This is a genomic window from Chromobacterium sp. Beijing (assembly GCF_021496765.1).
Lineage (GTDB): Bacteria > Pseudomonadota > Gammaproteobacteria > Burkholderiales > Chromobacteriaceae > Chromobacterium.
In genome coordinates, this window is sequence record NZ_CP053750.1 from 779,679 (window position 1) to 805,428 (window position 25,750).

38 protein-coding genes, 1 other RNA gene and 2 pseudogenes are annotated in these 25,750 nt (G+C 59.4%); 6 read left to right on the forward strand and 35 right to left on the reverse strand.

Going from position 1 to position 25,750, the window contains the following annotated elements; all coding sequences use genetic code 11:
• Entirely contained in the window at nt 1–591 is a 591-nt protein-coding gene (locus tag HQN78_RS03785) for a hypothetical protein (protein WP_235088012.1), read from the forward strand.
• A gap of 22 nt (nt 592–613) precedes the next feature.
• Nucleotides 614–940: a hypothetical protein gene (locus HQN78_RS03790; protein ID WP_107731712.1), complete on the forward strand. Its 327-nt coding sequence runs from the start codon at nt 614–616 to the stop codon at nt 938–940.
• A 31-nt stretch (nt 941–971) separates the two neighbouring features.
• On the opposite strand, the gene HQN78_RS03795 is transcribed toward HQN78_RS03790, so the two are convergent.
• The 34 genes and pseudogenes from HQN78_RS03795 to HQN78_RS03955 all read right to left on the reverse strand — a co-directional run bounded on the left by HQN78_RS03795 (nt 972) and on the right by HQN78_RS03955 (nt 20,209).
• On the reverse strand, nt 972–1,526 hold the full coding sequence (locus HQN78_RS03795; RefSeq protein ID WP_235088014.1) for a phage virion morphogenesis protein: 555 nt from the start codon (nt 1,524–1,526) through the stop codon (nt 972–974).
• Between the two features lie 112 nt (nt 1,527–1,638).
• Nucleotides 1,639–2,922 (reverse strand): phage minor head protein, encoded by a 1,284-nt coding sequence (locus HQN78_RS03800; protein WP_235088017.1) that lies wholly within the window; start codon nt 2,920–2,922, stop codon nt 1,639–1,641.
• Complete coding sequence (locus tag HQN78_RS03805) at nt 2,912–4,318, reverse strand: DUF935 domain-containing protein (RefSeq protein WP_235088019.1); 1,407 nt, start codon at nt 4,316–4,318, stop codon at nt 2,912–2,914. Before HQN78_RS03805 ends, HQN78_RS03800 begins: the two co-directional genes overlap by 11 nt.
• Entirely contained in the window at nt 4,300–4,461 is a 162-nt protein-coding gene (locus tag HQN78_RS03810; RefSeq protein ID WP_235088022.1) for a hypothetical protein, read from the reverse strand. The genes HQN78_RS03805 and HQN78_RS03810 overlap by 19 nt, the downstream gene beginning before the upstream one ends.
• 10 nt (nt 4,462–4,471) lie before the next feature.
• Nucleotides 4,472–6,019: a hypothetical protein gene (locus HQN78_RS03815; protein WP_235088024.1), complete on the reverse strand. Its 1,548-nt coding sequence runs from the start codon at nt 6,017–6,019 to the stop codon at nt 4,472–4,474.
• The gene (locus HQN78_RS03820) at nt 6,009–6,203 is read right to left on the reverse strand and encodes a hypothetical protein (protein ID WP_114152742.1); all 195 of its coding nucleotides are present in this window, start codon (nt 6,201–6,203) and stop codon (nt 6,009–6,011) included. Before HQN78_RS03820 ends, HQN78_RS03815 begins: the two co-directional genes overlap by 11 nt.
• Before the next feature lie 12 nt (nt 6,204–6,215).
• Nucleotides 6,216–6,761: a DUF3486 family protein gene (locus HQN78_RS03825; RefSeq protein ID WP_114152741.1), complete on the reverse strand. Its 546-nt coding sequence runs from the start codon at nt 6,759–6,761 to the stop codon at nt 6,216–6,218.
• A gap of 1 nt (nt 6,762) precedes the next feature.
• Complete coding sequence (locus HQN78_RS03830; RefSeq protein ID WP_114152740.1) at nt 6,763–7,077, reverse strand: hypothetical protein; 315 nt, start codon at nt 7,075–7,077, stop codon at nt 6,763–6,765.
• Entirely contained in the window at nt 7,074–7,442 is a 369-nt protein-coding gene (locus tag HQN78_RS03835; RefSeq protein ID WP_233620762.1) for a hypothetical protein, read from the reverse strand. Before HQN78_RS03835 ends, HQN78_RS03830 begins: the two co-directional genes overlap by 4 nt.
• 16 nt (nt 7,443–7,458) lie before the next feature.
• Entirely contained in the window at nt 7,459–7,842 is a 384-nt protein-coding gene (locus HQN78_RS25760) for a TraR/DksA family transcriptional regulator (RefSeq protein ID WP_370646587.1), read from the reverse strand.
• Nucleotides 7,839–8,408: a hypothetical protein gene (locus HQN78_RS03845; RefSeq protein ID WP_235088026.1), complete on the reverse strand. Its 570-nt coding sequence runs from the start codon at nt 8,406–8,408 to the stop codon at nt 7,839–7,841. The genes HQN78_RS25760 and HQN78_RS03845 overlap by 4 nt, the downstream gene beginning before the upstream one ends.
• Nucleotides 8,405–8,644 carry a hypothetical protein gene (locus HQN78_RS03850; protein ID WP_235088029.1) on the reverse strand — a complete coding sequence of 80 codons (240 nt, stop codon included), beginning with the start codon at nt 8,642–8,644 and terminating at the stop codon, nt 8,405–8,407. The genes HQN78_RS03845 and HQN78_RS03850 overlap by 4 nt, the downstream gene beginning before the upstream one ends.
• Nucleotides 8,645–8,646: 2 nt before the next feature.
• On the reverse strand, nt 8,647–9,168 hold the full coding sequence (locus tag HQN78_RS03855; RefSeq protein ID WP_235088030.1) for an N-acetylmuramoyl-L-alanine amidase: 522 nt from the start codon (nt 9,166–9,168) through the stop codon (nt 8,647–8,649).
• Nucleotides 9,169–9,249: 81 nt separating this feature from the next.
• Nucleotides 9,250–9,633 carry a DUF4124 domain-containing protein gene (locus HQN78_RS25765; protein WP_370646588.1) on the reverse strand — a complete coding sequence of 128 codons (384 nt, stop codon included), beginning with the start codon at nt 9,631–9,633 and terminating at the stop codon, nt 9,250–9,252.
• 21 nt (nt 9,634–9,654) lie between these two features.
• Nucleotides 9,655–9,954, reverse strand: coding sequence for a hypothetical protein (locus HQN78_RS03860; protein WP_235088033.1), 300 nt, complete (start codon nt 9,952–9,954; stop codon nt 9,655–9,657).
• 112 nt (nt 9,955–10,066) lie between these two features.
• Entirely contained in the window at nt 10,067–10,516 is a 450-nt protein-coding gene (locus HQN78_RS03865) for a Mor transcription activator family protein (RefSeq protein ID WP_235088035.1), read from the reverse strand.
• On the reverse strand, nt 10,513–10,908 hold the full coding sequence (locus tag HQN78_RS03870; protein ID WP_235088037.1) for a gp16 family protein: 396 nt from the start codon (nt 10,906–10,908) through the stop codon (nt 10,513–10,515). The genes HQN78_RS03865 and HQN78_RS03870 overlap by 4 nt, the downstream gene beginning before the upstream one ends.
• 177 nt (nt 10,909–11,085) lie before the next feature.
• Nucleotides 11,086–11,367, reverse strand: coding sequence for a hypothetical protein (locus HQN78_RS03875; protein WP_235088040.1), 282 nt, complete (start codon nt 11,365–11,367; stop codon nt 11,086–11,088).
• A gap of 17 nt (nt 11,368–11,384) precedes the next feature.
• The gene (locus tag HQN78_RS03880) at nt 11,385–12,068 is read right to left on the reverse strand and encodes a DUF2786 domain-containing protein (protein WP_235088044.1); all 684 of its coding nucleotides are present in this window, start codon (nt 12,066–12,068) and stop codon (nt 11,385–11,387) included.
• Nucleotides 12,069–12,073: 5 nt separating this feature from the next.
• Nucleotides 12,074–12,136, reverse strand: an RNA gene (locus HQN78_RS03885) — hammerhead ribozyme type II.
• Nucleotides 12,137–12,147: 11 nt separating this feature from the next.
• The gene (locus HQN78_RS03890; protein ID WP_235088046.1) at nt 12,148–12,423 is read right to left on the reverse strand and encodes an HU family DNA-binding protein; all 276 of its coding nucleotides are present in this window, start codon (nt 12,421–12,423) and stop codon (nt 12,148–12,150) included.
• A gap of 35 nt (nt 12,424–12,458) precedes the next feature.
• Nucleotides 12,459–12,731 (reverse strand): hypothetical protein, encoded by a 273-nt coding sequence (locus HQN78_RS03895; protein ID WP_107731699.1) that lies wholly within the window; start codon nt 12,729–12,731, stop codon nt 12,459–12,461.
• A 1-nt stretch (nt 12,732) separates the two neighbouring features.
• On the reverse strand, nt 12,733–13,356 hold the full coding sequence (locus tag HQN78_RS03900; protein ID WP_081574355.1) for a DUF3164 family protein: 624 nt from the start codon (nt 13,354–13,356) through the stop codon (nt 12,733–12,735).
• Nucleotides 13,356–13,685 carry a hypothetical protein gene (locus tag HQN78_RS03905; protein ID WP_235088048.1) on the reverse strand — a complete coding sequence of 110 codons (330 nt, stop codon included), beginning with the start codon at nt 13,683–13,685 and terminating at the stop codon, nt 13,356–13,358. Before HQN78_RS03905 ends, HQN78_RS03900 begins: the two co-directional genes overlap by 1 nt.
• Nucleotides 13,682–14,422: a helix-turn-helix domain-containing protein gene (locus HQN78_RS03910; protein ID WP_235088051.1), complete on the reverse strand. Its 741-nt coding sequence runs from the start codon at nt 14,420–14,422 to the stop codon at nt 13,682–13,684. Before HQN78_RS03910 ends, HQN78_RS03905 begins: the two co-directional genes overlap by 4 nt.
• A gap of 2 nt (nt 14,423–14,424) precedes the next feature.
• Nucleotides 14,425–14,790 carry a DNA-binding transcriptional regulator gene (locus HQN78_RS03915; RefSeq protein WP_203390503.1) on the reverse strand — a complete coding sequence of 122 codons (366 nt, stop codon included), beginning with the start codon at nt 14,788–14,790 and terminating at the stop codon, nt 14,425–14,427.
• A gap of 42 nt (nt 14,791–14,832) precedes the next feature.
• Nucleotides 14,833–15,129, reverse strand: coding sequence for a hypothetical protein (locus HQN78_RS03920; protein ID WP_107731695.1), 297 nt, complete (start codon nt 15,127–15,129; stop codon nt 14,833–14,835).
• The gene (locus tag HQN78_RS03925) at nt 15,126–15,449 is read right to left on the reverse strand and encodes a hypothetical protein (protein WP_114152727.1); all 324 of its coding nucleotides are present in this window, start codon (nt 15,447–15,449) and stop codon (nt 15,126–15,128) included. Before HQN78_RS03925 ends, HQN78_RS03920 begins: the two co-directional genes overlap by 4 nt.
• Nucleotides 15,450–15,451: 2 nt before the next feature.
• Nucleotides 15,452–15,763 carry an XRE family transcriptional regulator gene (locus HQN78_RS03930; protein WP_162787912.1) on the reverse strand — a complete coding sequence of 104 codons (312 nt, stop codon included), beginning with the start codon at nt 15,761–15,763 and terminating at the stop codon, nt 15,452–15,454.
• Nucleotides 15,756–16,409, reverse strand: coding sequence for a hypothetical protein (locus HQN78_RS03935; RefSeq protein ID WP_235088054.1), 654 nt, complete (start codon nt 16,407–16,409; stop codon nt 15,756–15,758). The genes HQN78_RS03930 and HQN78_RS03935 overlap by 8 nt, the downstream gene beginning before the upstream one ends.
• Nucleotides 16,354–17,136 carry an AAA family ATPase gene (locus HQN78_RS03940; protein ID WP_235088056.1) on the reverse strand — a complete coding sequence of 261 codons (783 nt, stop codon included), beginning with the start codon at nt 17,134–17,136 and terminating at the stop codon, nt 16,354–16,356. Before HQN78_RS03940 ends, HQN78_RS03935 begins: the two co-directional genes overlap by 56 nt.
• Before the next feature lie 11 nt (nt 17,137–17,147).
• Nucleotides 17,148–19,382: a Mu transposase C-terminal domain-containing protein gene (locus tag HQN78_RS03945; protein ID WP_235088058.1), complete on the reverse strand. Its 2,235-nt coding sequence runs from the start codon at nt 19,380–19,382 to the stop codon at nt 17,148–17,150.
• On the reverse strand, nt 19,379–19,855 hold the full coding sequence (locus tag HQN78_RS03950) for a hypothetical protein (protein WP_107731690.1): 477 nt from the start codon (nt 19,853–19,855) through the stop codon (nt 19,379–19,381). The genes HQN78_RS03945 and HQN78_RS03950 overlap by 4 nt, the downstream gene beginning before the upstream one ends.
• Nucleotides 19,856–19,916: 61 nt before the next feature.
• Nucleotides 19,917–20,209 (reverse strand): annotated as a pseudogene (locus HQN78_RS03955) (transcriptional regulator).
• A 182-nt stretch (nt 20,210–20,391) separates the two neighbouring features.
• Here HQN78_RS03955 and HQN78_RS03960 point away from each other — a divergent pair.
• Nucleotides 20,392–20,862 (forward strand): helix-turn-helix domain-containing protein, encoded by a 471-nt coding sequence (locus HQN78_RS03960; protein WP_107731688.1) that lies wholly within the window; start codon nt 20,392–20,394, stop codon nt 20,860–20,862.
• 1,116 nt (nt 20,863–21,978) lie between these two features.
• Here the strand turns inward: HQN78_RS03960 and HQN78_RS03965 are convergent.
• Complete coding sequence (locus HQN78_RS03965) at nt 21,979–22,254, reverse strand: hypothetical protein (protein WP_235088060.1); 276 nt, start codon at nt 22,252–22,254, stop codon at nt 21,979–21,981.
• A gap of 473 nt (nt 22,255–22,727) precedes the next feature.
• Between HQN78_RS03965 and HQN78_RS03970 the strand changes: the two are divergent.
• From HQN78_RS03970 to HQN78_RS03980, 3 genes and pseudogenes are all read left to right on the forward strand, one after another.
• A pseudogene (locus HQN78_RS03970) lies at nt 22,728–22,973 on the forward strand (helix-turn-helix domain-containing protein); the annotation flags it as partial.
• Between the two features lie 93 nt (nt 22,974–23,066).
• Entirely contained in the window at nt 23,067–23,591 is a 525-nt protein-coding gene (locus tag HQN78_RS03975) for a hypothetical protein (protein WP_235088065.1), read from the forward strand.
• A complete protein-coding gene (locus HQN78_RS03980; protein ID WP_235088067.1) occupies nt 23,588–25,717 on the forward strand; it encodes a Mu transposase C-terminal domain-containing protein in 2,130 nt (709 codons plus the stop codon). Before HQN78_RS03975 ends, HQN78_RS03980 begins: the two co-directional genes overlap by 4 nt.
• Nucleotides 25,718–25,750 lie beyond the last annotated feature (33 nt).

Here is a 25,750-nt window from a genome sequence, read left to right on the forward strand (position 1 = left end):
GTGGCCGGGGAAAACGCTAGTCAAACCCTTAAAGCACCGAGCGGAAAAGACCTGTTCCTGGTAAGGAAGCAGACCTCAACGCCTACCACCAATGATGAGCTCAAAAAGGTGCTGTTAAAGCGGGAGCTAATCGAGGTTATCATCAGCGACTCTAGGATGCGCAGCATGGGCTCTCAATGGGGGCATGCCGCCATTGTCATTGATGGCCAGGTCTATAGCCGTGCGCATGAAGAGTATGTGAAAACCGACAAGAATACCTACCTGAACGGCGGGGTTGTTCAGAGAGCAAACGACACTATCAATGTCAACGGCAACCGTTGGCGCGACAATGTTGGCGTTTATCTCTCTGTATCAACAAGAGAGAAGGACATCGTAAAAAACGAATTGGAGCGGCGAATTAAAGTTGATCGGGAGTTCAAACGCAAGCATCCGGACGAGACGTCATATAGTTTGTTCAGTAATAGCTGCTCGTCTAATGTTGCTGACGCTTTGGAGTTGGTCAATATATTGGCCCATGATCCTCGTTGGATTCCTTTTCCGGTAGCCCCGCCGAATTGCTTGCTGTTATCGAAAAATCCAATCGAGCAGTAAAAAAAGAGCTCTACCCCAAGAAATGAAAAAAGCCTTACTTATCAATTTTATTGTGGCTGCAATCTCCGTTGCAGTTACATCCATATACTTTTTGAGCCAGCAACCCAAATTTTGGAAGGAGCGCCTGGAGCTAAAGAAATTTGAAGTCATGAGTGTGGAGCCGACTTCAGTGTATGAATTTTCCGATTTAAAAAATGCAAGCTTCAAAGTTAAAAAAGGCGATCAATGCTTCTATGTAAGCGAGGGGAGCTTTTCATTTGGCGAGGCTACGCCTGATCTGGCTTGGTACAAGAAGCTAATTATTCTCTGCCCAGAAAAGGGTATTGGCTGGATTGAGAATGGTAAGTGATTCGTGACTGACTCATCAACGCTAGGCGGCATTAGCCCTCTCCATCAATATGGCGATTGATCACGGCCACCAGCTCCGCCTCGGCCCGCGGTGCCAGCTGCCCGTTTTCATCCACCGGCAGGTAGGGACGTGCAGGCAGATAGACACTGAGGCCACGGCCAGCCCTGCCGCCCAAGTGCTGGATCGCTCCGTAGGCGTCCAGGCCATTGCCCCAAGGGCCGAAGCGCAGTCCTTCCGCGCTGGCGGCATAGCTGAATGCGGCGCGGCGCAGATTGCCGTCGACCTGCAGAATGCGCTTTGCGCCAAGACGGCGCTCGCCGGACTTGCTCAGCTTGCCGTCCCGCTTGTAGTTCTTGCGGCCACCGTGGGTGCGCAAATAGGCGGTGAGCGTCGCCGGGGCATTGGGCTGCCATGGCGTGCCGGACCAGTCGCTTTGTTCACTAAAACGCTCGTCGGTTTCGCCTTTTGCCCATTCCGCCCAGTCCAGCAGCGCCGGCCGCAAGTTTTTGCCGCGCTGCTCCAGTTGCGCCAGCGATTTCTCGACCGTGTCGCTGACCACTTTGATTTCAAAGCTGTTTTCACTCATAATCATTAAGCACCGTGCGGGAATACGTGAATTCGCCTGTACGTATGGCAAGCTCTCCCCCTGAGCGTGCCCACACAGGAAGTGGCGTCCTGTCTGCGCGGTGATTCCTCCTCTATTTGACCCGCCGGTATTGCGCTGGGTTATCCAAATCCGACAACTCCACATAGCCTAGTGTCGTTAACGTGTTGGTCTGAATGCTGACTCGTTTGCCATCTTGCTTATCCTTTGTGCGGTAATTTGCACTGACTACGGCTTTTACGTGTTTCTTGCCGCCCTGGGCCGGATAGATCATCAGGTACAACGGCTTGGACTCGCCTTGCTCGACGACCTGGTACACCCTTTCCGGTTGGTACATGCCGACTACAGCGCGCAGGGCGTCCGCCTGGCTGACCCGCTTTGTCGCCTTACCGCCGGCATCGCGCAGCGCGTGTTTGATCTCGCTGTCGTCGACCGAGATCACCGCAGTGGCCAGTTCCTGACCGGTCACGGTTTCGATGTGCTCGACCAGCTCCGGGGCCAGCGCGCCGATGTGGATGCGCTGCTTGCTCGGCTTGTAGTTACTCGGGTCCGGGTAGATCCGTTGCACAAGCGGCCGCCATTGTTCCTGGAGCACCTTGTCCAGGGCGTCGATGTTTTCCGCCGCGCTGCGCACCGCAGCCGCGCCGATCCGCGCCGAGGTGCTGGCCGCCTTGTCCAGCAACTGGCGTCCCAGGTAAGCCTGGCCGGGGGCGTAGTCCCAGCCAAAATCGACGCCATCCGGCACAAAGACGCTGCAGCCATCCGGCCGAATAATCTCGCGGGTCTCGATAACCGGCGCGGTGTCCGGGCCGAGTTTGCCGTATTTGCCGCGCAGTTCCTGTTCGGATACCGCGACGATGCTGCACTGGCAGCCCCAGCCATTAGGAGGGAAATGGATCTGCCACCATGGGTCGTCGGCCCGCAGAATGAGGCCGTTCCAGGCCAAGTGTTGCGGGCGCGGCCGCAACACCGAGTCGCTGTGTTTGTAGCGCCAGTATGGCCGGACCTTGAGCATGTCCGGGTCGGTCAACTGCTGCCAGCGGCCGGCGGCATAGCTGCTGGCCAGGTTGGTCTGGTAGATCACGCGGCTGCGCCAGTCGCGACTGCCGTTGTATTCCCAGCCACGCTCCGCAACGATCTTGTCGAAGTCGCGCCGGAAATCCGCCAGCGTGCTGCCGCCGGCGACAGCCTTGTCGACAGCCTGGCGCAAATCCTCCAGCAAATCGCCGGCCATTGCACCGGACACCACGAAGGCCTTGTCGTGCTGGCCTTTCATGATGTCGGTCCAGCGTTCGGTGCCCAGATTCAGTTTCTGCCGAAAGTAGTTGAGCTGGGCATCCCAAGGCCGCTTGAACACCGCGGCCAGGCTATCGGCCATGGTTCACATCGTAGCGCCCGGCCAACTCGGCAAGGCTGAAACCGGTATGCATCACGCGCTGCAGCTGCTCGGTTGGCAGATCGCCGTAGGCGTCCAGCAGCCAGGCTCGGAACGACTCCAAGTCTGGCGCATCGGCCAGCGCCTGGCGGATGACCTGCAGCATCGCGTCCAGCGGCTGCTGGCCGGCCTGGGTCAGTTGCTGCTGCAGCGCGTCCAGTTGCCCGCTCTGGCTAGGCTGCAGCTGGTTGGCTGCGCGATAACGATTGGCGGCCTGGGCCAGGCCAACGCCGGCGTCAACGGGCTGCAATAATGCCTCGCCTTCTTTGGGTTTCTCCAGGCCAAAGCGCTGATAAACCGAGTCCTGGCTAATTGGCAAACCCGCCCGCACCAGCGTATTGACGACGCCGGCCAGCGCGGTCAAGTCCTCGGGTTTATTGACACGAATCTTGATCGACGGATAAACCGACTGCGGCCCGAGGTTTAAATCAACCAGCGGCCGGACATAGTCGCGGGCCAGTGTCGTTTCGAGCTGCCCGACATCCGACTCCAAAATGTCTTGTCGCACTTCGTTGTGAACTTTGCCGAGCGCGTAAGCGCCGCCACCGCTTTCGCCGGCATTGGTCGACAGCGTTTGCCCGAGCACGATCTTGCTAATGTTGCGGTCGAAATACTCGCCGAGTTTTGCATAGATATCGACCGATGCCGTCTTATTGCCGGCGTCGACGAAGTCGATTCGCATGTCTTTGGGGATCGCCGCCGCCGCGTCGGTGCCGAGACTGCGCAGCGCTTGCAGCAGCGAGTCGATGTCCGCCGGCGTCGCGCTTTTCTCGTAGTAGCCGACACGCAGCGGCTGACCGTAGGCTTCAGCGAAGGTTAACCAATCCTTGATCGCAAAATTGCTGAACAAGAAGGCCCAAGTCGCCATCCGGGCCAAGCCGCCGCGGATCAACACCCCGGATTTCGCCTTCACCTTGTGCACGATGAATTTGTACGGCAGCAGCGGTTCCCCCGCCTGGTCCATATCCGAGCGCAGAAACAACGTGTCCGGCTCGGTTTTGCGGGTCTGCAGCCAGTACGGCTGCAGGTATTGCAGCCCCTTGGGCATCCATTGGCTAGCGCTGGTTTCCCAATCGATCTCATGCACCGAGTAGCCCTTGCCGATGGCGTCCAGCAAATCGAACAGGCTAGCCCGCACCGGCTCCAGCGCCTGCTCTACCAGCTCGGCGGCGCGCTGACTGGCGGCATCGTCGCCGGCCGGTTCGACATAGAGTTCCAAGCCGACCAGGGCGCGTTTACGCGTTGACAGCTCAGAGCCGTAATGGAGGTACTTTTCTTCCATATCTTCGGCCAGCTTCAGGTAGTCGCTGGCATTGCCAGTCACGGCATTGCGCAACATGGTGCCCAGTCGATGCGGGTCCAGCCCTGAGTGACGCCGGCAACAATTTGACGAACCCCGGTGGTGGTCGGGGTTGCGATCGTGGTTTTTAACAGGCCGGTGCTGATCGGCTGGCCATCGGGGCCAAGGATTCTGCTCGCCATTTTTCTTCCTTTACCAGGTGCCGCGACCGAAACGACCGGACGCGACGTGCATGCCGCGGCTGATGCCGTGATAGCCGCGGGTGGCTAATGGCGTTACGTTGATTTCGCGGCTGGCGTATTTGGCCAGTGCCAGCGCAATGGCCGCATCACCGTGGCGCTGGCCCTTGTCTTCTCCCGCCGTTCGGCTTTCGGGCACCCTCGGCACGCCTTTGATGATTTGGACCGACCGCAGGTCGGCCAAAATGTCCTTATCTTTGGGGATGTCGATCAATTCGCCGTCCTCTAGAGCGGCTTTCAATGGCGGCATATGCTCGCGATACCAACTTTCGGTGGGCATGATCTGATGAATGCGTTCCACGCCGTAGCGCTGCATGGCCACCTCCGCAAGGTATTGACCGTTCCCTCGAGCGTCGAACGCGGCCCCAGCAAAATTGGGCAACCCATCCAGCAAGTGAAAACAAAGTTGTTCCTGCTGCCGGAATGGAACATTGCGCAGCTCTAACACGAAGGGCACCCGATGCAATAGATTCTGCTGCTCAATCAAGGGCACATGCACCGACAGATCGCCGCTACGGGCAAAGTCCTGGCCGTCGAATGACCTCAGCTCCGGTGGCAGCTTTTTCAACACGGGGTCCAGGTGTTCCTCAATCCAGTCCTGACAATCAAGATGACGGGTGGTGTCGGACAGCAGCTCGAATCCCTCCTTGCACTCGTAGCGCAAAACCGGGGTCTCTGTGGACATGCGTAGCTCAATCAGCGCACGCGATAGCCAGGCACCGCCCGAATTGGCCGGCACGCAGTCCAGCTCTTCCACCGCGCCATCGCCATAGAAGGCGTAGACCCCCGCCATCCACTCGGCCTCGTCCGCAGCGCTCCAGTCCTTGCCCAGACGTAAGCAAACCCGCCGATAAAGTCCGTCTACAACGGCTTCTTTGAATGTCACACGATGCACACTGCCTTTGCGCTTGCCGGCCCGGATATCTTCAATCAGGTCGTTGAACGGGTTATCGGTGCCGTTATGGGTGGAAATGATGCGCACCTTGCCACCCCAGATCAGCATGGCCAGCGCTGCTTTCAGCAGCTCGCCCAGTTTGTCGTGGAATGCGGCCTCGTCAATGACGATGATCCCTTGCCGGCCGCGCAAGTTGGACGGCCGGCTGGACAAGGCGACGATACGGAAGCCGGAGGCGGGGAATCGGATGGTATAGGTCTTGATGTGTTTGTCCGCATCGTCTTCCCCGTCCCAAAACCCTTCTTCCACTTCACCGGCCGCGTAATTGAAGACTCGTGCCCACATCGCACATGCCTGGATGTACTCGATAGTCATGTCCTGGTTGTAAGCGATGTAGTAGACGTTCTGCCCGCCGGCGCTGCGGGCAGTCGCGGCCGACAGCACATCATCTGAGGCCTCACCCCAGGTCAGGCCGGTACGGCGGCTTTTCTCTATGACCTTGAGCGGGGACGGGTCAGCAACCCAGCGCTGCTGATACCCCATCAAGGCCGCCGGAGCCTCAATGCTTGCCGTATTGGGGAGCTGAACTGGAAGGTTAGCTTTCATCCACGGCCTCGCCCTGGAGGAGACTATCAATGACCATATCCGGCTCCGCTTCGGCCATAATGGCCCTCACTTCCTCCTCGCTGTCGGCAATCACCGTCGCCTCGTAAACTTCGCAGGATATGCGCGAGCCATTGCTCTTCGTTTCACTGTATTTCACATGCCATTCATACATTTCAGTCCCCATGCTCACGTTGCTTTAGCCCGCAATCCCAAGGATTTCTCGACGCAGCTGTGCTGCTACCTCGGCCGACAGGCCGCCTTTCTGGGCGATCTTCTCGACATTGGCGGCGGCTGTGTCCACCTTCGCCTGCACTTCCTGGCGAAACCGCTTCTGGTTGACGCTGGCCCTGGCCAGGGTGGCGATGTTTTTCGCCGCTTTCGACAATAGCGCGATGCGGTCTTCCGGTCGGATGTCTTCCTCGTTGGCCTCTTGCAGATTGACGATGCTTTCAAACATCTCTGTCTGCACCAGTGCGATCACCGCTTCGCTGCGTGCGTCCTGATCATCGGCCGCGCCCTCGGTTAGAAAGCGCGCCGCCTCAGTGCTCGCTTTAATGGCGGCGAATCGGCGCTCGATTTTCTGGCCGTAGCGGTGAATCGCTGATCGGCTGACCGCGCAGCCACGCTCGCGCAGGGCTTCCTCCAGCGCCTTATAACCGCTGAAATTGCCATCGATCAGCGCTTTGTCCAGCCAGTCGCGTACCGCTTTGGGCAACTGCTCGACACTGTTGCGACGCGCCATCTCATTGGCCCCAGTATTTTTGGGGTCGGGCAATGCCAGGTTCGCAGTCGATGGTGTACTCGGTGATATCGACGCCGTATCGGGTCAGATCGCCCCACCACCGCCCGCTAGCCTCTTTGCGCAATTTCACCAGCACCCGGACGGCCAAGTAATCCAGCTCTTTGCGGACCTCCAGTGCCGTGACGTCGGGGTATAGCGTCTGCATCGTCATCAATACGATGTCCTCGCAGACTTCTTCCGGACGTGCGTTGTACAGTGCCAGCAGCAGATACCAGCGCAGCGATTCACGACGCAATTTCGCTTGATCCACATTCATCGGTGTGCCCTCAATTGGATGTTCTCGATTTTCAGCGCCACAGCGTCCAACTTGGCTTCGATTACCGTTTGATTGCGCATGTAATCTTCGCGGCGCACATAAGAGAGAGGTAGGTCTCCCTGAAACTTCAGGAAGTCCCTCTCCAAGCGATGCACGCTTTCAGCTTGTTGGGACAACTGTTGATTCACGCTTTCGGCCTGTTGGCCCAGCTGCTTAAGTAGGGCCTGAGTTTGCTGTTCCTGTCGGTCATCCCGCTCACTCTGCCGGCGGTCCACTTGTGCCAGGAACAGCTTGCCTGCGGCAAATAGAAAACCGAAAAACGAGAGCGCTAGCCCAATCAGGTATGTCGGCTCCAATGTGATCAATATTCCCCCTCGGCGCTCAGCGGCGCTCCTTGCGTTCTTGGCAGTAAATACAGCGGCGGCAGCCTGGCATCGCTCTAGCCCGCGCCGGCGGGATCGCGTCGCCGCAATCCTCGCAGTGGCTCAAGCCTGGCCCGATAGCAGCGCGGGCCAGCTGATCGCTGAGCGCAATATCACGCTGCAGCTGCTCCAGCTCCGATGCTTGGTCAAACTGATCCATCAAACGCCTCCGTCCACGACGCCTTGGCCTCCGCCAGGCGGTTTGCGGCTTCTTTTGCACAATTGCCATTTCCCCCAGCGGCGCGATCTGCTGAATCAGCCCGGACAGCCTGTCGCTGGTGGCGTCAAGTTCGTCGAGCAGATCGCCGCGGTCATTCATTCGCAGGCCCAGGAAATCGATCACCGGGACTCCGTGTGATACAAGCGGTTCAAGCTGTCGAGCTGCTGCTCCATCTTCTGGCACCAAGCGCCGTAATCGGCGGAATGAGCCAGGAGGTCGACTGGTAATAGCCCGGTCTCGGCGGCGGCGGTCGCATCGGTTTTTGCAGCATTTCCGGCGTCGGTTGCGGGCAAGCCCTTTGCGGCGTCGACATAACCGAGGTTGTCGGTGTAGAGCCGCAGCCCTGCAGGGCCAAGGCCAGTAAAAGAAGAGCCGTCGGAACGAGTCGCATCGGGGATTCTCCGTTTCAGTGCGGTATGAGCCGCAACGAGCTCAGCGCGGGTGTTCAGCAGTTCAACGCCTATGCGGTGCGCCTGTTCGTTGAGCGCGGTTTGCTCGCGCAGCGCTTTGTCCAGCGCCGTCGCCTGGGCTTCGGCCTGGGTTTGGCGCTCGCGTGCATAGTCGGCATGCAGCCGGTCCAACTTGGCCTGGTAGACATTGGCACCGATCTGGTAGCCGCCGCCGGCAATCAGGCCGGACACCGCGATCACCGCCAGCGCCAGGCCAATGGGCCTCAACCAAGGATTCATGGCGTTTCCTCCGGTTTTGTCGGCAGCGAGTCGCGAGTGATGGCGGCGCGTTTGGACGCTTGGCTTTGCGTCACCCAGGCAGCCAGATAGCCAACAAACAGCCATTCGCTCAGTTGGCCGGTGACAGTGGCGTAAAGCAGCGCCAGCGTGCTGGCCAGGAATGCGCCGACCAGGGTGCTGTCGCTGGTAGAAAGCCGGCCAGTGGCCGGGTTTGTGATGAGGTCTCGCAGCGCCATGGTCAGCTCAACAGATGCGCGGCTAAGGGCTTCATACCGCTAGACAGCCATTCGGCGACCGTGAAGCCCGGGCAGGTTTTGGTCCACTCGTTCGGCGTGATCTTGCCGTCGCCGTTGAGGTCCGGGGACAGATCGCGATGGCCTAGCACGGCCGCGCCGGGAAACTGCGCCTGCAGCGCTTTGACCAGGCTGTGCAACGCGCTCCACTGCGGACTGGTATAGCGGTCTGTGCCAACCAGGCAAATCCCGATGCTGTCGGCGTTATGGCCCTGAACATGTGCGCCGATTTCGTCGAGATGCCGGCCAGTCGATTTGCGGCCGTCGACGTCCAGCACGTAGTGATAACCGATTGATTTGAGGTTGGGGTTGAAGCTGGCGGTATAGGGGCCGCTGCGCCGGAAGCCGCGCTGGCTGTGCCAAACATCGATGATGCCGGCGGCGGTTTGGTTGTCACTGCGCGCCAGCTGCTTGCCATTGGGCGAGGCGGCGCAATGAATCACAATTCGATTGATGGTTCGGGCCATGGGGCCGCTCCTCATGTCGTGGACATGAAGCGATATTAGGGAGCGGTGGCCGGAAAGAAGATCAGGAAGGGGTTCGGTAGACTAGTTGCCGCTCTTAGCTTCGGCTTTACATTTGATGTATGCGGAGAGCAGGCGTTTTTTTGTGTTTACACCATCAAAGTACTCACTCCAACTGCCAGATTGTATTTTTCTCTCAGAATCCTCATACATTGAAACGATTTGATTACACGTATTTTTATGTAACGAATTCGAGCTCTCCCTTGGAGGTGGGCTGTGCTTTTTTCCTGGTGGAGGCGAGCCGAGATGGTTGTCATGCAAGATAAGTGGGCGGCTATCTCCATCGCAGGGTTTGTCAGAATATATAACAGACCCATCCCCAGCTTTGCATTTGTAAGCTTGTGCTAAGGCGGAAGGAGCGACTGATGATGTGACGAAGAATAAGCAAAGAACAGACAAGACGCGCATCCAAGTCTCCCTAATTGAGCGTTACTTACGATTACATTGCACTTCTGCGATATCAAACAAAGGCGTCAGAGACATCTTTGGTGTCATGTAGTTCGGTTCGTCAGGCCGGCAGGCTAGTTCTGGGTTGGGATTGTCGAGCTGCAGCGGTAGGATGGCCGGATAAGGGCCGGTGGCGGCGCCGTTGATCGCCCAGCGCTGGCCGTTCGGGTCTTCGAACACGTAGCGGGTGCCGAGTTCGCAGTAAATTTTGCCGGAAGCGACGCGCAGCGGCCATTCATTGCCCAACTGCGCGGCAGATACTGATTGGCTTTGTGCCTGCACGGGGGCGACTTGGGAGTGGTGGCTTTGTACTGGTAATACTCTGCACCTGCCATAGCAACCATGAGAATAGCCACAATACCTAACTGCTTATTGGTAATCGCCATCACTCCTCCTAAAACAAGCTCCCTTGCGCCTCCGGCAACACCTGGTCGGCCTTGGACAAGATGTCTTCCAGCCTCCGGTCGCATAGTCGGTACTTGGGAACCAGCATATTATTGACAGTGGCATTATGCCCCAATTCCCGACACCATTTATCATAGTCCGCACGGATGTTGGCATCGCGCAAACCGCGCAACGCGGCTGCGCATTTCGGCACATAGAGCCGGGTATCGCCATAACGCCGCACCAGCAGCCGAGCGGCATCGGTGCCCACGACCTCCGACAGCGCGGAGAAACTGCCACGCTCGCGTGTGGTTTTGGGTACAGAAACATGGGTGCCGCCAAAGGCGTTCACGAGTTTCAATGTAGTGGCCAGGCCGATGATGTCGACGACCTGGCGGGCGTTTTCCGGCAGCAGATGCAAAGCGCGGGCCATCGCCGCTTCATGCTGGGCTTCGTTCATTTCGGCCTCCCATTGCGACGCGCATCGTAAACCAGCGCCAACATCAATTTGTTCAGCTGCTCGGCGTCCAGCCATTCCACGCGGGCAATCCGGAACATATGCCACGCCATGCCGTGGGCGTAGCTCCAGGGCCTGGCGGCGCTAGCCAGCTGCGCCTCAATTTTTGCGACCAGTGTTTCGCGGCTGTCCGTCGGCCGCGGCCGGCGGCCATGCTTTTGCGCTGGCTTTTGCACGAAACCGAGGCGAGCCATCTCGCGCAGCGCCATGTCCAGTTCGGCCCGCGTTAATTGCGTGCTGCTCCGTTTGCCCGATGCGATGCGAGCGAGCATCGCCCGATAATCGGCGTCATCCATCCCCAACTGCTGCTTAGCAATCTGCAGCTTGGCGATCATCGGTCTACGTTGGTCTGTCATCGTTTTTTTCTCCTACATGCACTCGCATCGGTGAGCCGCCCGCCGGCTGTATCAGAGGACGGCACCCCAAGGTTGATCGGGGCCGGCGGCTCACCGATGCGAACTAAAATCTGCTGCGGAGCCGGCTGAACACAACCGGCTCGACGGCAGGTTCTATTAGCGCCCGATGAAGGCGCGGCCTTCTCGTTCGGGTAGGTCCATCGCAATGCGGAGCATGTTTTCTCTGTCCCACCAGCAGCGCATGTTCTCTAATGCGATTCGGGCGTCTGGAGCAATGGCGATGCGCCCGACAACTTCGCGGTAGAGTGGGAGCAGCGCCGATTGGCTGCGGGCGGCATCAAACAGCTGCCGCATCTGGGTGAAGCACTGGAATGCGTCCATCTCGCCCATCGCAACCTTCTGCTCGATTTCGTCGATGCGATTACAAAGCTTGTCCATGTCGTTTCTTTCGCTGGTTACTGACCAATGGCCAAGGGCTTGTTGTCGACTCCGTGGTTCAGCTGCGCCTCTCGTCCGGCATTCCAGCCGGCGCGGCGTGCATCAACATCTCCACCGCGCAGGTTCTTGCCGGCTTGGCGATCCCTCGGCACCAATGAGCCAAGGTCTGCGTATTCCTTAGCCATGTAGACCTCCAGCGCCTCTTCATTGGCAGGCGTGCCGGCAAAGGCTTCAATCTGGCGACGCACAGCTGCAACCCAGGCCTCGCAGAACAGATCGGCGCGGCGAGTACGACTTGCGGGAACCAGGCGTTTGCAATGGGTTTGCTGGTAGACGCTGCGGGCCTTGCGCAACTGGCGCATCAGCACCGTAAAGGCATAGGTTGCGATTTCAGCGGCCGGCCCGCAGCCGATGAAAGTCCAGTAACCCGCCTTCCACTCCTGGACAAAAATCTTGCGGCAACCAAAGGCAGCAGCCACAGCGCTGGAGAGCTGGCTTTCCCACTTCACCGGCTTGGCTTTGGCTCCCGCTTTCACCTTGGCTTCGCTTACCTCCGCCATCAGGATGTCTCCATCCTCCACGCCGTATTTGCGCATCAGCGCCTGCGCTTGTCGCAGCGCGGCGGCGGCTTCGTGCTCGTTCGCGCTCTTGGCCAGCGCTAAGCACTTCCTGATCTTTTCAATTGCGGTTTGCTTGTCCATGTTTTCCTCGGCTGCTCATCAGTACCAGGCAACCACGCCCGGCAGACCGCCTCGCGGCGGTTTCGCATCGGGTTGTCGCTTAGCCAGCGGCGGCGTCCTTCAGGCGCTTGGCCGGGGAGAACTTGGCCGCGCGCTTGGCCGGGATCTGGATGGTTTCGCCAGTCGCTGGGTTGCGGCCGGTTTTGGCTGCGCGTTCCACGCTGCCGAACTTGCCCAGGTCGGTGATCTGCAACTCACCGCCAGCACGGACGGTGTCCAGGATGGTGGTGGTCAGGCTGTTGATCACCGCCTCGGCCTGCTTAGTGCTCACTTCCGCGTCGGCGGCAACGTGTTTGATCAGCTCTTGCTTGTTCATGCTTTTCTCCTTGGGTACTGCGTTGAAAAAATCGATCAATCTGGGTCATGGCCAATGGCCAACTGCTTATCGACGGGATTACGTCTTCTCACGCTATTGGCGTTGACCATTTCCATGCTCAATTTAGGCGGCTCGGTGATTACGTAGCTGTATCCATGGCCGTAGGACACATCGCACTCCGTGGACTCGCTTAACAGCTTGATCACCTGCAAACCCTTGTCTGCATCAATCAACAGGTCGGTAAAACCAATGCGCAGGTGGCAAATGGGCTTCTGTTTAGCATTCGCACGAGGTTTTGCAGCAGCCATCTCACACCCCCGCCAAGTCAAAACGCAGCGACTCGAATTTGCCGGTGTTCGGGTTGCGTTGCTCAATGCGGACATAGGCTCTTGAGCACTGCACGGTCAGCGAATTGGACAGCGCCTTCATCGCTCGTTGCCAAGTCTCGTCCTCGATTTCCAGCCGGCGCAGATTCAACACGCGGGAAGTCGAAATCTTGCCGGCCTTGTCCGTCTGGAAGGCGTCATTGATCAACACCTTGGCCTCCGGCCCGGCATCCTCGGTCCATCTCTGCCCGCATTCATCGATCAACGCCTTGGCCGCCAGCAGGCCCTCGTCGAATACCAGGCTGTCGCTGATGGCGCGCAGCACCCGTTTGCTGCCGTCAAAACTGGTGAAGCTCACGTTGCCCTTTTCGCCGCCGGCGTCGACCTGGTAGCGCTCGGACGACAACTTGATGAAGTCCTCAATGTCGCGGAACAACTCGGCTTTGAACTGGGCGACCTGTTCCTGTAGCGCCAGGGCGCGCTTCCAGGTCTCCAATACAAAATCATTGCGAGCCAGGTCCAGGTCCGAAATGATCTCAATTGGGCAAAGCCGGCCCTTGGCATCGCGCAGGAAACCTTCCGGCACGTCTTGCGCAGTGTTTTGCATCACATCCTCCTAACAAGCTTCTTGATCTGTTCAAGCGCCGCCCGATTGCGAGCCAGGCGCTCTGGTGTAAAAAAGGGCGGGTCCGCGGTAAAGAACCGCTGCCGGCTAGAAGCCACCGGCGCAGGTTCTGGCTCTAGCGTGGGCGGCTCCGGTACGGGAGTGTCGGCAAGTGGCGCTGGCGTGGCGATTTGGCTGGCGGCCAACTCGTCCTGGTAGTCGTCCCACACGATCCGCCGCGCCGTGCGTCGGTCGATGTCCATTGCGACGAGCCGGTCGACCTCGGCCGCCAGCCGCTGCCGGGTGGTTTCGTCCAGCGCCGCTTGCGTCATGCCGACGTCCCGACCAGGGGCGCAGCCTTGTGCATGAACACCGCCAGGGCCACGGCTTCCTCGGCGTTCAGCGTCAACTTTCCGCCGCTGTTCTGAATCTCCAGCGAGCCGTCATGTACGGCCGCCAGCCGGAACGGTCGAGTGAAGCGGGCCAGTGTCTGGTCGACCTGCGCCAGCTCTGCTGCATCGGCTGCCGGTGCCTCAGGCCCCCGCAACGCCACCGGGGCAGGCTCAAGCGGCACCGGGGCGGGAACCTTCTCGGCCTTCTCGGGAGTGGCGGCGCTAACCGGCTGCGCCGGGTCAAGCCATTGCCAACCGTCGCCGGCAATGCGGACGCAGCCTTTCTTGCGCCAGTGCTGGAGCGCGGCCCTGGTGGCTTGGCCAGAGCCGTTGACCCGCTTCAGCAGTTCAGCCGAGCTGAGCGTTTTACCTGGCGCGGCTTCAAGATGCTGGCGCACTTGCTGCGGCACCGACTGGACCACAATATGAGCGGCGCTATCGGTGGTCGGCTTCGCTGGCGACGTGGCCACCGTGGAAGCCGCGGACGGCTGCTTCACCTGGTAGGTTTTCTGGTCGACGTCAAACGCCACCAGGCCGATGTCTTCCAGCGTGTCCAGGCATTCCTGCACTTGTGCGCGGCTCAGTTGGGTGGCCTCGGTCAGTTGGCCAAAACTCAGAGGCTGCGCAGCACGAGTCAACGTGAGTACGATGGTTTGCTGATGTTGAATGGTCTGCATGATCAGCCCTCCCGGCCCGTCATCAGGTTGTCGACGTCGCCGGCCAACTCGGCGGCCTCTTGAATTGCCAAGTTCATGGAAGCGATCAACACTTTGAAACGCGCAGTGGTGCGACGCAGTTGCTCGGCGTCCAGCGTCCCGCCGATCACGGCGCGCACCAGGTCCGCGTTACCGCTGCTGATCAGCCGTGTGTCGATGTCAAGCTCGTGCTGCAAGCGGACAAGTTCGGCGACCGGCTTCGGGATTTTGCGTTTGTTCTCATAGCGCGAGCCGCCGGACTGGGTGACGCCTACCCGGCTCCAGAATTCGCCCTGATTCATGCCGCGGTTGCGACGGATTTCTATGTAGTCTTTCTGTTCGGTTTGCATGTCATGTGCTCCTGGTCATTACGGGGTGTTGTGGCGCTGGACTTACGGGTATTGGGTCCAGATCACGCGGCAGCCGGCGCGTTCGAACTGGGCTTCGCTGTAGCGACCGTCGTTGTCGTGTCCGAACGAATAGAACTTGGCTTCGCCGGTCGCGATCAGGCGGTCGCACTGAATGCTGTGGCGCACGCGAATCGTTGGCTTCATCGGGTGTTCCTGTACCGAACTCAGCACGGTGAGCCCTTCGCGGCTCAGCAGCTCAATCGCGGCGGCGATCCGGTGAGCGCCGGCCAGCATGTAGACATTGGGCACCGGCCGGCCCAGCGGCAGGACGGCGCTCATGGCCGGGCCTCGGTCACGTAGAGATTCAGCGGCCGGCGATGCAGGCAGCAGCGCGCCATGCGGTACAAGAGCGAGAAAGAGTCCCGCCCCATCGGCACATTGACCTGCAGCTCGTCGTCTTTCTGGTCCGCGTCGTTCCAGAAATCGATGCGGCCCGACTCGAAACGCTGACGATAGAAATCGACGGTCAGCTGCAGCGCCGGCTGGCGGTCCAGAGTATGCCGGCGGATCAGGAAGTATTCCCGGCCGGCAACGGGCTGCTCGTGCAGCTGCTGATTCGATTGGATGCGCTGCAGAGCAGCGGTTTCGCTATGTAACATCGTCACTCTCCTGTGCTGCGGTTGGGGCAATGCCGGCAGTGCTGCCAGTTCGCCAATTTGCTGGGGTTATGTGTCGGGATCGGGCCGGCGGAGATCGTCGCGCAGACGTCGCGGGCGATGGCATGCCCGGAGAACGGGCACGCGACAGTGCCGAACTCCGTTTGCACCGCGTTTTGCACCAGGTCGACGCGTCCGGTGTATTTGCCGGCGAGTACCAGGCTGATGGTGGTGCGCGAGTAGTTCAGCCGACGCGCTACCGCCTGTTGGCCCTCGGCCTGAACGGCGGCGTGCAACATCGCGAGCCAGTTAGTCATGGTGCGGTGCCTCTTGCTGGACGATCTGCGCCCAGTTCGGGTCGTAGACCGTTTTCAGAAGCTGAACCATCGGTGCCCGCGGCCCCGGCGCTTTGCCGGTGATGGGGTGAATGGGGCGCAGTCGCAGCCGGCAGGGGCTGTTGCCGCCGCCGGGCTTCCCTTGCGAGGGCTGAACGATGTCCAGATAGCCGGCCTGCTCCAGTGCGAGCAGGTAGTTTTTGGCGGTCGACGGGGCGATCTGATGTTCAGGCGTGGAGGCATCGCGGGCGATGCTGTGATAGTCGAACTCGCTTTTGCTCATTCGGATCACGCGCCACATATTGGTGTTGCCAATGCCACGATTCACCACCTGGCCGTGACGGTTGAGCCGCGGCGCGTCGACGCCGCAGTCGTTGGCCAGGCGGTAGGTTTTGGCGGCGATAGTAGTATTGCGGCGCGGGCTGGTGCTGCTGATATAGCCGCCGCGCTCCAGCGCCTGCAGGTAGGCTTTCGCGGTCTGGATGTCGATGTCGGCATAGCAAGCGACGTCGTTCAGCGTGAAGCTTTCACGACGGGCGCGGATGGTTTCCCAGGCCAGCTGGCGCGGACTTTTACCGCCGGCCAGTTCCAGTTGAGCCGGTTTGCGGCCGTTGCGGGGCGCGGTCATTGCGGCAGTCTCCGGGTCGGTGCTTTGCCGTTGTACAGCGGCCGGGTCCCCACACCTCCAGGGTGGCGACGTCCCAGCCTTCGGCCAGTCCCTCTTCGCGAATCAGGTTCAGGTTGTTACCAACGCGACGCACCGAGCCGCGGGCTTCATCCACCACGCGCTGCAGAAGACAATCTGCGACCGGCAGATCGGCGCAATAGATCGGCGCCAGCTTGCGGGCGTCGGCCAGGCTGACCGGCTGGGCCGGCACCCAATCCAAAACGCGGCTATGGACCCGCTCCCACTTGGCCAGCTTGTGCGGTAGTGCTTCTTCGCCGACCAGGACAATGCTGGCGCGCCAACTCGTGTCGTGTATGTCGCGTATCAACTGAATCAGGCGAGGCTTGTCAGCCGCATAGTCGGCTTCATCGATGATCAACGGGCGCTGGCTGGTCGATAGCTGCTGCGCGACTTGGTCGAGCATGGCGCTGGTGGTGCAGCCCGCTTGGATGTCCATTTCGGCGAGGACTTTTTGCAAGAACGTCTTGCAAGTCCACGAGTCGGAAACGCGGACGAAATAGCCGTTGTGGCGCAGATAGGCCTGAGTCGCGGCTTGGGTTTTACCGTAGCCGCTGGGGCCAAACATCACGGCCAGCCCATCCGAGCCACTCGGGCGGTTCAACAGGCGCAGCGCCGTGGCGTGCATCAGATCGACATTGGTAATGTCGGCGGTAGCATTCAAAGTCATGTTTCAAACTCCTAGTGGTTGCCGGCGTTGCGCGGCTGGCTGGCCTGCAGCTTCTGGTGCTTCTCGTGCTGGACCATGAATCGGGCGGTCTTGGGGAAGCCGGCGAAAAAGCGCTGTTCGTTTTCGGGGATCGCCTGACCGTGCTCGACCAAGTCGGACAGTTCCAGCCAGCGGCGGAACTTGGCTTCGTCGCTGAGCGGGATGTCGACCGGGGCCGGGGCAGATTTAGCCGCCAACGCCTGCTGGCGTTTAATCGCCAGCGGGATATTGGATTGAGGGTTGTCGACGGCCTGGACGGCGGCCGCAGCGGCGCGGGTGCCCTGGGTGTCGACGGCGGCGGCCGGCCGCGGCAGCGAGACCAACTTGCCGGCGCGCTCGGCGTCGGCACGCAGGATTTCCTGCACCACCTCGTCGGTGTTCACCCTACGCGCCAGCGCTTTGAGTTCCCGTTTTTGGCGGCTGACCTCTGCGGTCTGTAACTGCTTGGCCTGCTGCGCCACCCGCTGGCGGTCCATGCCGGTGCGTTCCGGGCATTCGGCGACGCAGATGAACTGGCCGTCGTGGAACACGTAGACGCGGCCCAGGTCGGTGGGGTCCAGCCGGACCTGGACTTGACGGCCGATCAGATTCACCGCCAATTCCGGGGCGATGAACCAGCCGCCGTCGATCTGCAGGCCTTTTTTCAGCACGGTGCGGTCGATGCGCTCAGCAAGTAGCACGTCGAGCAGGCGCGGGTTGTCGATCTGCTCGACCTCGCCGGTCCAGGTCGCCGCTTTGGCAAATGGGCTCATTTCCAACTGGCTGTGCGGCGCGTTGTGGTAGCGCACCAGCCATTGGTCGCAGAACGCCTGCAACTGCTGGCTGCTCATGCCGACATTCAGTACCTCGTTCTTTGTGAACAGCCGTTCCGAGAACTGCTTGCGCGCCTCAATGGCTTTGCGCTCGGCGACGTTGTGGCCGATATAGCCTGGTAGCAGCTCCAGCAGGTCATGCGAGAAGGTGCGGAACAGCCGTTCGATATGCGGTTTGTGCCAAGGCTGGAACGGCGGGCATTTGATCTGCTCAATGTCCAGTGCGCGGAACACGTCGTCGACGTAGACGCCGACGTATTCCTGGCCATTGTCGGTTTTGGCCTCGGCGCATTTGCCCCAGTCGAGCAGCGCGGCCCGGACCAGGACGCCCACGCCCAGGGCGCGGCTGGTTTTGGCAACCAATAGCTTGGCGCGGCGGCTCCAGACGTCGATGACGCCGAGCAAGCAGTAACGGCCATCGGTCAGCATCAGATCGGCCGGGGTGGAGTCGAACTCCCAGCGCTGGTTCAAGCCGTAAACGTCTTCAGATGCCGAGCCGAACGCCGACATGTGTTGGTTTTTCCACGCGTCAGGGTTAATTAGGGCGGTAAACAGCTCGGCGTTGTCGGTTTTCCATTGATTGATGAAGCGGCGGAACGCGTGGTATCCGGGCACGGACACGTTGCTGTGGCCGGCAAAGCGGGCGGCGGCCGCTTGTTCCAGGTGGACCGGCTTGATATGCGGATTGCTGACCAGCATGCCGAGTGTGAAGTTGTGCAAATCCGGCTGCAAACTGATCTGGCAGCGGCCGCGCTGGTGGCTGCCGTCGAGTTTGTCGACGAAGGCAGAAAGGCCGGTTTTTTCGTAGTCGGACACCCACATCTGCAGAGTCCGCAGAGCGATCTGCTCAATCACGCCGGCGGTAGCGATGGCCAGCTCCGGGTATTGCACCTTATTCGCCTGCAGGTGGCCGGCGTTGAAGTGGCTGACGAAGGCTTCGTACAGCTTGCGCGACGGCCGCATGCCGTGGAGCTTGAGATAGGTGTACCAGGCTAGGGTGATACTGCGGCGCGCTTCGAAGCGAGCGACCTGTTTTGGCGTCAGTTTCGGCAGCCGCAGCAGCACTTCGCGGTCGGCTTCACGGCGGTTTTCGTCGTCCAGCAAGCTCATTTGCGAGCCAGGGATTCGGCTATTGATCGCCGGGGCGGCGGCGGGGTCCATCAGTTGGTCAACGCGACCGGCGGCAGCGGCGCGGGCTTGGATGGCGCGGACGGCGTCAATTGGGAGGCTAGAAATAGCGTACTCGAACCCCTTACCTTGGAGCTTCTTGCGAGCGTCCCACTTATTACGCTCAGCAGTGATGCGAATGCCCCTTTCAGTCCCCGGAAGGTTAGGCAAGCGCATATTCGCTAGCTCTGACGCGCTGAAATACGACTTGAATGCGGGGGAGTTCATGCTTGGCCCTCGCAGAAATCGAGCTCAGGCTGGCCAATTTTGCGGATGTTTTCGCGGTGGTAGGCCGCTTGCGAAAGGACAACGCCGAGTAAGGCCAGGGTTTCCGCGACGCTCGTTTTGTCGCGGTAGCATTGCTCCAGCAGCATGATCACTTCGCCAAAATTAGCCTGCATTTCCCCAAGGTCGCTCGCTTTGGCGGCACGGCCAGACGGGATGGCGATCACCACTTTGTCTCCATGAGCCGTGCAGAGGTATTCGCTGATGTAGGAGGCTTTGCAGAAGGTTTCGAACTGGCGAACGCGGTTCAGCGGCATGCTGTTGTCCGCCAGCCAGCGGTAATAGGTCTTGAGTTCAACACCCATCAGGTCCGACATGCGCTTCGGAACCAAGCCGATCTTGGATGCCGCCTCTACTTGCCGGTTGATGGCATCGCTGAGGCTCGATGAAACAGTTTGTGTTAGTCGTTTTCCCATTTGTCTTGACCTCTGAATGAGAATTGGCGTGGTAGTTATTCCGAGTGGGGTTCACTACCATTCACGAGGAGACAGGGGACGTACTTGCGCAGTCCTCTGTAGATTTGGGAAGCGCGGCAGGAAAAACCGGCTTAAAATGGCGCTTGTTGTAGCGACTTGGCCAGATGCTTTCCGGGGGACTCCGATAGCAGCGGCAATGATGCCCTCTGCTTTCGGCCATGACCGGTCAAGTGCATTGTTGAGTGCGCCTGCGCAGAGTCCGGCTTCAATGGACAGTCTGCGAAGTGACCACCCCGCCTTGTGGACGGCTGCAACAATATCCGCCCGATGCCAGTCGGCGGCTTTTTTTTGCACTGTTGGTGTGTTCATTTGATGATCTCTTGCAATGAATTCGCAAGCACATTATGGATCGCATCCGATCCATTCATCAATAAAAAACACTCATTTCCGATTCATTTCCGATTCGGATGCGATTGATTTAACTAGGAATTGCACTGTTTTCTCAATGAAAACAGACATATACGATTGGAATTTGCATGGCTTCAGCCAAAAATGGATCGTTTCCGATTTGCAACAGTGGCATCGGAGACCGCATTGGAACCGTTGCAGACCTCTACGGCACAAAGGGTGAGGCCGCCTCTACAGCTGGGGTTAGCCCAATCTCGCTCCGTAGATACATCGCGGAAGAGCAAGCACCACCATTTGAGGTTCTGGCAAACTTGGCTATGGCAAAAGGTGTTTCTCTTGAGTGGCTGGCAACCGGGGAGGGTGAACTCTACGCGAGACAAAGAGTTGTTCACGGTGAGGTAAAAGCATCTGAGGACGACGCCGTCGAAATGGTCAAACTAAGCGTTCAGGCGCTAGAGGAATGGCTGCTAGAGGAAAATTTAGAGCTCGACCCGGAGCGCAAAGCGGAGGTTGTGGTGGTGTTGTATCGCTACTTACGGTCTCGAAATACAGTCAATCCACAGGAAATTGCTAGCCTATTGCAAGCGTTGGCGGCCTGAGCTTAGCAACTGCCCTTAGTGCTGGTTGCGAGCCTGATAATACTAATCTAGGATGTCCACGTCATATTAATTTGCGGCGGCAAGGCGTCATGGGGATCAGGGCACTATCGATCATCTCAAGGGGCTGCTCGCAAAAGCCAGGCCACCAACGCCCCGACGACGCTTCCCACGGGATATAGAGGCTGCGAATGATCCCACAATCCCGCATCAGACAAGCGTTTCAGCGGCTGTAATGCATGCAGGTAGCCGAGCAGCGCCACTTTCCCTCGCAGTTGCCCACTTTTGGGTGGAGGATCGATGGCAAACGGCCATTGTTTGGCTGGTGGTCTTGTGGCCATACGCAAAAAAGCGGTGGCGGCAGGGTTGGGGCTGGCAGGTTCAAAACTCTTCTAAGACGCCGCCAGATGGATGCAAAACCAGCCACAAAAATCATGCTTCCACAGATTTTCGATGCAACGGCTGGCTTTCGTCATCAAAATGGCGGCTAGATTGCTCAGAGACAGCGCCCAGGCTTGATTTCCCGCCACTTTATCCCATGTCATCCTGGCTCATCCCACTTCCTGACCCAGTGCAATACTCCTAGCAACATCACATTTTGTCTGTGCTTTGAGACTCGGTTTGATGCATCGGAAACCGCGTATCCGATGCGCCCCAACTCCCTTCAAGCCTGCCGTCGGGTGGCAGGCCCGAGGTTTTAAGCGGCTGTGGGGTGGTGGTTAGTTTGTCACTCCAGGATAGAGGGGCGAATGCTGCTCAAAGCCAATAGCGGCGCGGGGTCTGTCGAATTCTTGCTACGCGGACGCTGTGCGCAAAAATGAGAAATTCTGGTGTGATTGTGGAAGTTTTTGCGTTGTTATTGTCACTGGAATGATCAGCTTTCGACAATAACTGAGCATCGTCCTAGTCGCAGAGCGGATCGTTTGCCGCTTCCTTGTCCGGAGGACGATTCTTCTGGTATGGGCAGTGCGGGATTTTGCATAGTGCAGTCTGCGCTGTCTCTTCAAATGCATCATCCAAGGCACGCGCCAAAGCAAGCTTCACCTCTTCTAGTTCCAACTTGCGGCTATGCTAACTGCAAAGCCATCAGCATAGTCGCATTTATAAGTGCCGCCAATTCTAGGCGGAGAGCACCTTCAACATTTCCTGCAGATCCTTCTCCGTTGCGCCTTTGGCCAGATAGTCGCACAGCACGGCCAGAATGCCCGCCCGCCGCTCCGGCTTGAGGCGTAGCCCTTTTTTCTGTAGCCACTCTTCAAGGACGGCATCGACAAACTTTATCGTCTCCAAATCGACGCTACGCCCTCCTGGCATGATCGTGCCAGCAACCTTCTCTTCCTGTGCAGCCTCAATTTGCTCAGTTGGTGTTAGCTCCGTCGATAGTGGGACAGCCACCTCTACTGCAGACAAGTACTGAGCGGGCAGTTCATAAACGCGGCGAGTGCCGCCTATCCCTTCTTCTCCTCGTAGTACCAGCCCTCAGCAGCCGCTCGTGCAATCACAGCTTGCTTAGAAGTTGGAAGGCCAGGAAGACGCATCGCTCCAATCTCGCTGGCAGAAAGTAATTTTTTCACGGAACGCTTTGCGCCTCAAAAGTGTTCCGCAAGAACGCTTTTCACGTCAATGCGGAACAGTTCAAATTTATCAAGCAAAATCAATACATTGCGTGCGACGCAACTCTGAAGAGCGCTAGCAACGAGTGTTTTTTAGTGTTCCGCTACAGAACACTCTTGACGGAACACTTAAGAACACTTAACCTTGGTTAAAAGTGACCTTCGGGATTAACGCCCGAACAAAAAACCGGCGGTAACCGGTTATCAAAAGGAGCCAAGTATGAGTTCGACTCAGCCCCTGGCTGGCACAAAGAGGACATCAAGGCGGCGATCCGCAAAGCCGGCAGCACGATGAACGCCTTGGCGCGTGATCGCAATCTTCCGCTTTCGACCATCCGCAACGCCTTGATTCGTCCGGTGTTGTCCGGCGAAGTCGCCATTGCCGAGTTCCTGGGCATACCCGCCCACGAGCTTTGGCCGGAACGCTGGACGCCGGACGGCCGTCGTATCCGCCCTCGTTACGCTCACAAGTATATCGAGGCGAACAAAAACCGTTCATGACAAAACGGTCAGCTTAATTCGCACCCCTTAATTCTAACGAATTGTTCGCTTTGATAGTGCTTCAAGTGAACTAAAGCGGCAAAGGAGTACAGCATGAGCCGTCGCAAGCGTAATGACCGAGTTGATCTGCACGAGGACCAGCTTCCCCTCAACTTCGATGTGTTCGCCATCGAAACCCCCTGCGGCGTCGTCGCCGTCCAGGGCGAAAACATCCTGGACGCCGCGATCCGCCAAGCGCTGGTTGTGGTCCTGGATAGCGCGTTCGGCCGCGGGCTGTCACGCGACCGCGTCGCGGATCAGATGAGCGAGAAGCTGTGCCGCAACATCAGCAAGGCCCATCTTGATTTGTGGACGGCCCCCAGCCAAGCAGAACGGCGTATCCCCGTCGACGCGCTGATGGCGCTGATGTCGGTATGCGACGACTACAGTCCGCTGGAGTGGATGGCGCATTACGCCGGGCGCAAGCTGTTGACCGCCGACGAAGCATTGTGTGCCGAGTTTGGAGCTATGGCGGTGTTGGATCGCCACATCAAAGCCAAGCAAAAATCCATTGAGGGACAGATGGATGAAAAGCTGCTTGGCCAGTTGATGAACAGAATGAAGCGGCTGAACAAATGAACTCGGCCCTGAAGTCCCACTATAGTGCCGCAGAGCTGTCGGCCTTACAGGTCGAAGGCTTGCCGACATCAAAAGGCAAGCTGATTGCCAAAGCAGAACGGGAATGCTGGTCTTTCGTCGAGACCACCGGCAAAGGCGGCACCCGCCGCGAGTACAGCCCGCCCGCCGAGGTGCTTGCAGCGATCCGCGCCAAAGCCGCCGAAAAAGTGGCGGCGCTGTCTGCGCCAGTCCTTCCCATCCGACGTGAAGACCAACTGCCGTTGATCGAGACCGAGGGCCAAGCGCTCAAAGCGGATGCCCGGCGCGGCGTGCTGCAGTCGCTGGAAATGCTGATGCAGCGCTCCGGCTACCCGATGAAGAAAGCCGCCGCGGTACTGATCGACATGGCCCGCGTGGGTGCCGCCAACGAGCAGTTGGTGGGCATGCTCAAGATGGCCCGCGACGAGCGCGGCCGCAAAAGCGAAGACGGCTTGCCGAGCGTGCGCAGCGTGCTGCGCTTTGTCGAGTACGAGCGCGCCGGCATGCTGGCCCCGAAGAAGCGCGAGCGAGACATGAGCGTGCCCGCCTGGGCGCCTTTCTTCCTCGGTTACTACCAGCGCCCGGAAAAACCCACGGTGGAACACGCTTACCGCGAGTTCATCAAGGATTGGGCACAGGCTCAGCCGGGAACCGAGATACCGAGCGTATGGCAAGTGCGCCGCTTCCTATCCAAAGTCGGCAACGTGAGCCGCGAGATCGGCCGCATGGGCGAGCATGAGCTGAAAACCCTGCGCCCCTTCATCCGCCGCGGCTTTGAAAACCTGCTGCCGGGCGACATCTACAGCGCCGACGGCCACACATTTGATGCCGAAGTGCAGCACCCCTTGCATGGACGCCCGTTCCGCCCGGAGATCACGACAATGGTCGATATCGCCACCCGCAAGGCGGTGGGATGGTCTGTCGGCCTGGCAGAAAGCGCGCTGGCCGTGCTGGACGCATTGCGCGATGCGGCGATGAAAGCTGGGATCCCGGCGGTGTTCTACGTCGACAACGGGTCCGGCTACAAGAACCAGATGATGCTAGACGTCTCCACGGGCTTCATGGCCCGCCTTGGCATCGAGATGGTGAACAGCCTGCCGTACAACTCCCAGGCGCGCGGCGTGATCGAAAAATTGCACCAGACCATCTGGATCAACGCCGCCAAGAGCCTGCCGGGCTACATCGGCTGGGACATGGACCGCGAGGCCAAGCTGGCCACCTTCAAGCTGTCGCGCAAAGCCATTGCCCAAAACCAGCAGAACGCCGCCATGCCGCTGATGGCCTGGGCACGCTTCGTCGCCTTCTGCGATGAAAAGGTGGCCGAGTACAACGACCGCCCGCACCGCAGCCTGCCGAAGATTACCGACCCGGCGACGGGCCGCCGCCGCCACATGACGCCGAACGAGAAGTGGGCGCTGCATGTCGCACAGGGTTTCGAAGCCCACCGCGTCACCGACGACGAGGTCCGCCCTCTGTTCCGTCCTCAAATGCTGCGCACGGTGCGCCGCTGCGAGATCGAGCTGCTCGGCAACCGTTACTTCGCCCGCGCGCTGGAAGAGTTCCACGGCGAGCAGCTGCGGGTCGGCTACGACATTCACGACCCTCAAATTGTCTGGGTTTACGACGACGAAGGCCGCTTCCTCTGCACCGCCGAGCTGGACGCCAACAAGCGTGACTACATGCCGAAATCGGTTATCGACCGCGCCCGCGAGAAGCGCGCCACCGGCCGCGAGAAGCGTCTTGAAGCCAAGCTGGTCGAGGTGCGGGAAGAACTGCACGGCACCCCGGCGCTGGAGCACAGCGACACCGTCACCATCCCCGGCTTCATGAGCATCAATCGCGAGCAACTGGCGCAACGGGCGCGGGAGCTGCAGGCGGTTGACGTGGTGGCCGAACCGGGGGTCAGCAAACCGACGGCGCAGGAAACCGCTACGCCGGCCGCAGAGGCTGCCTGGAGCGTGCCCAGTACCCCGGAAGCGCGCTGGGCTGAGTGGAAACGACTGAACGCGATGACAGAGGAGGACATCGACAGCGAGAAGGCAAGGAAATGGCGGCACACCTATCAGGCGACCGCCGAATTCAGAACGTATCAGCGCAAGAGCGCGTGATCTTATGCCGCGCTGCTGCAACAGCGCGGGACC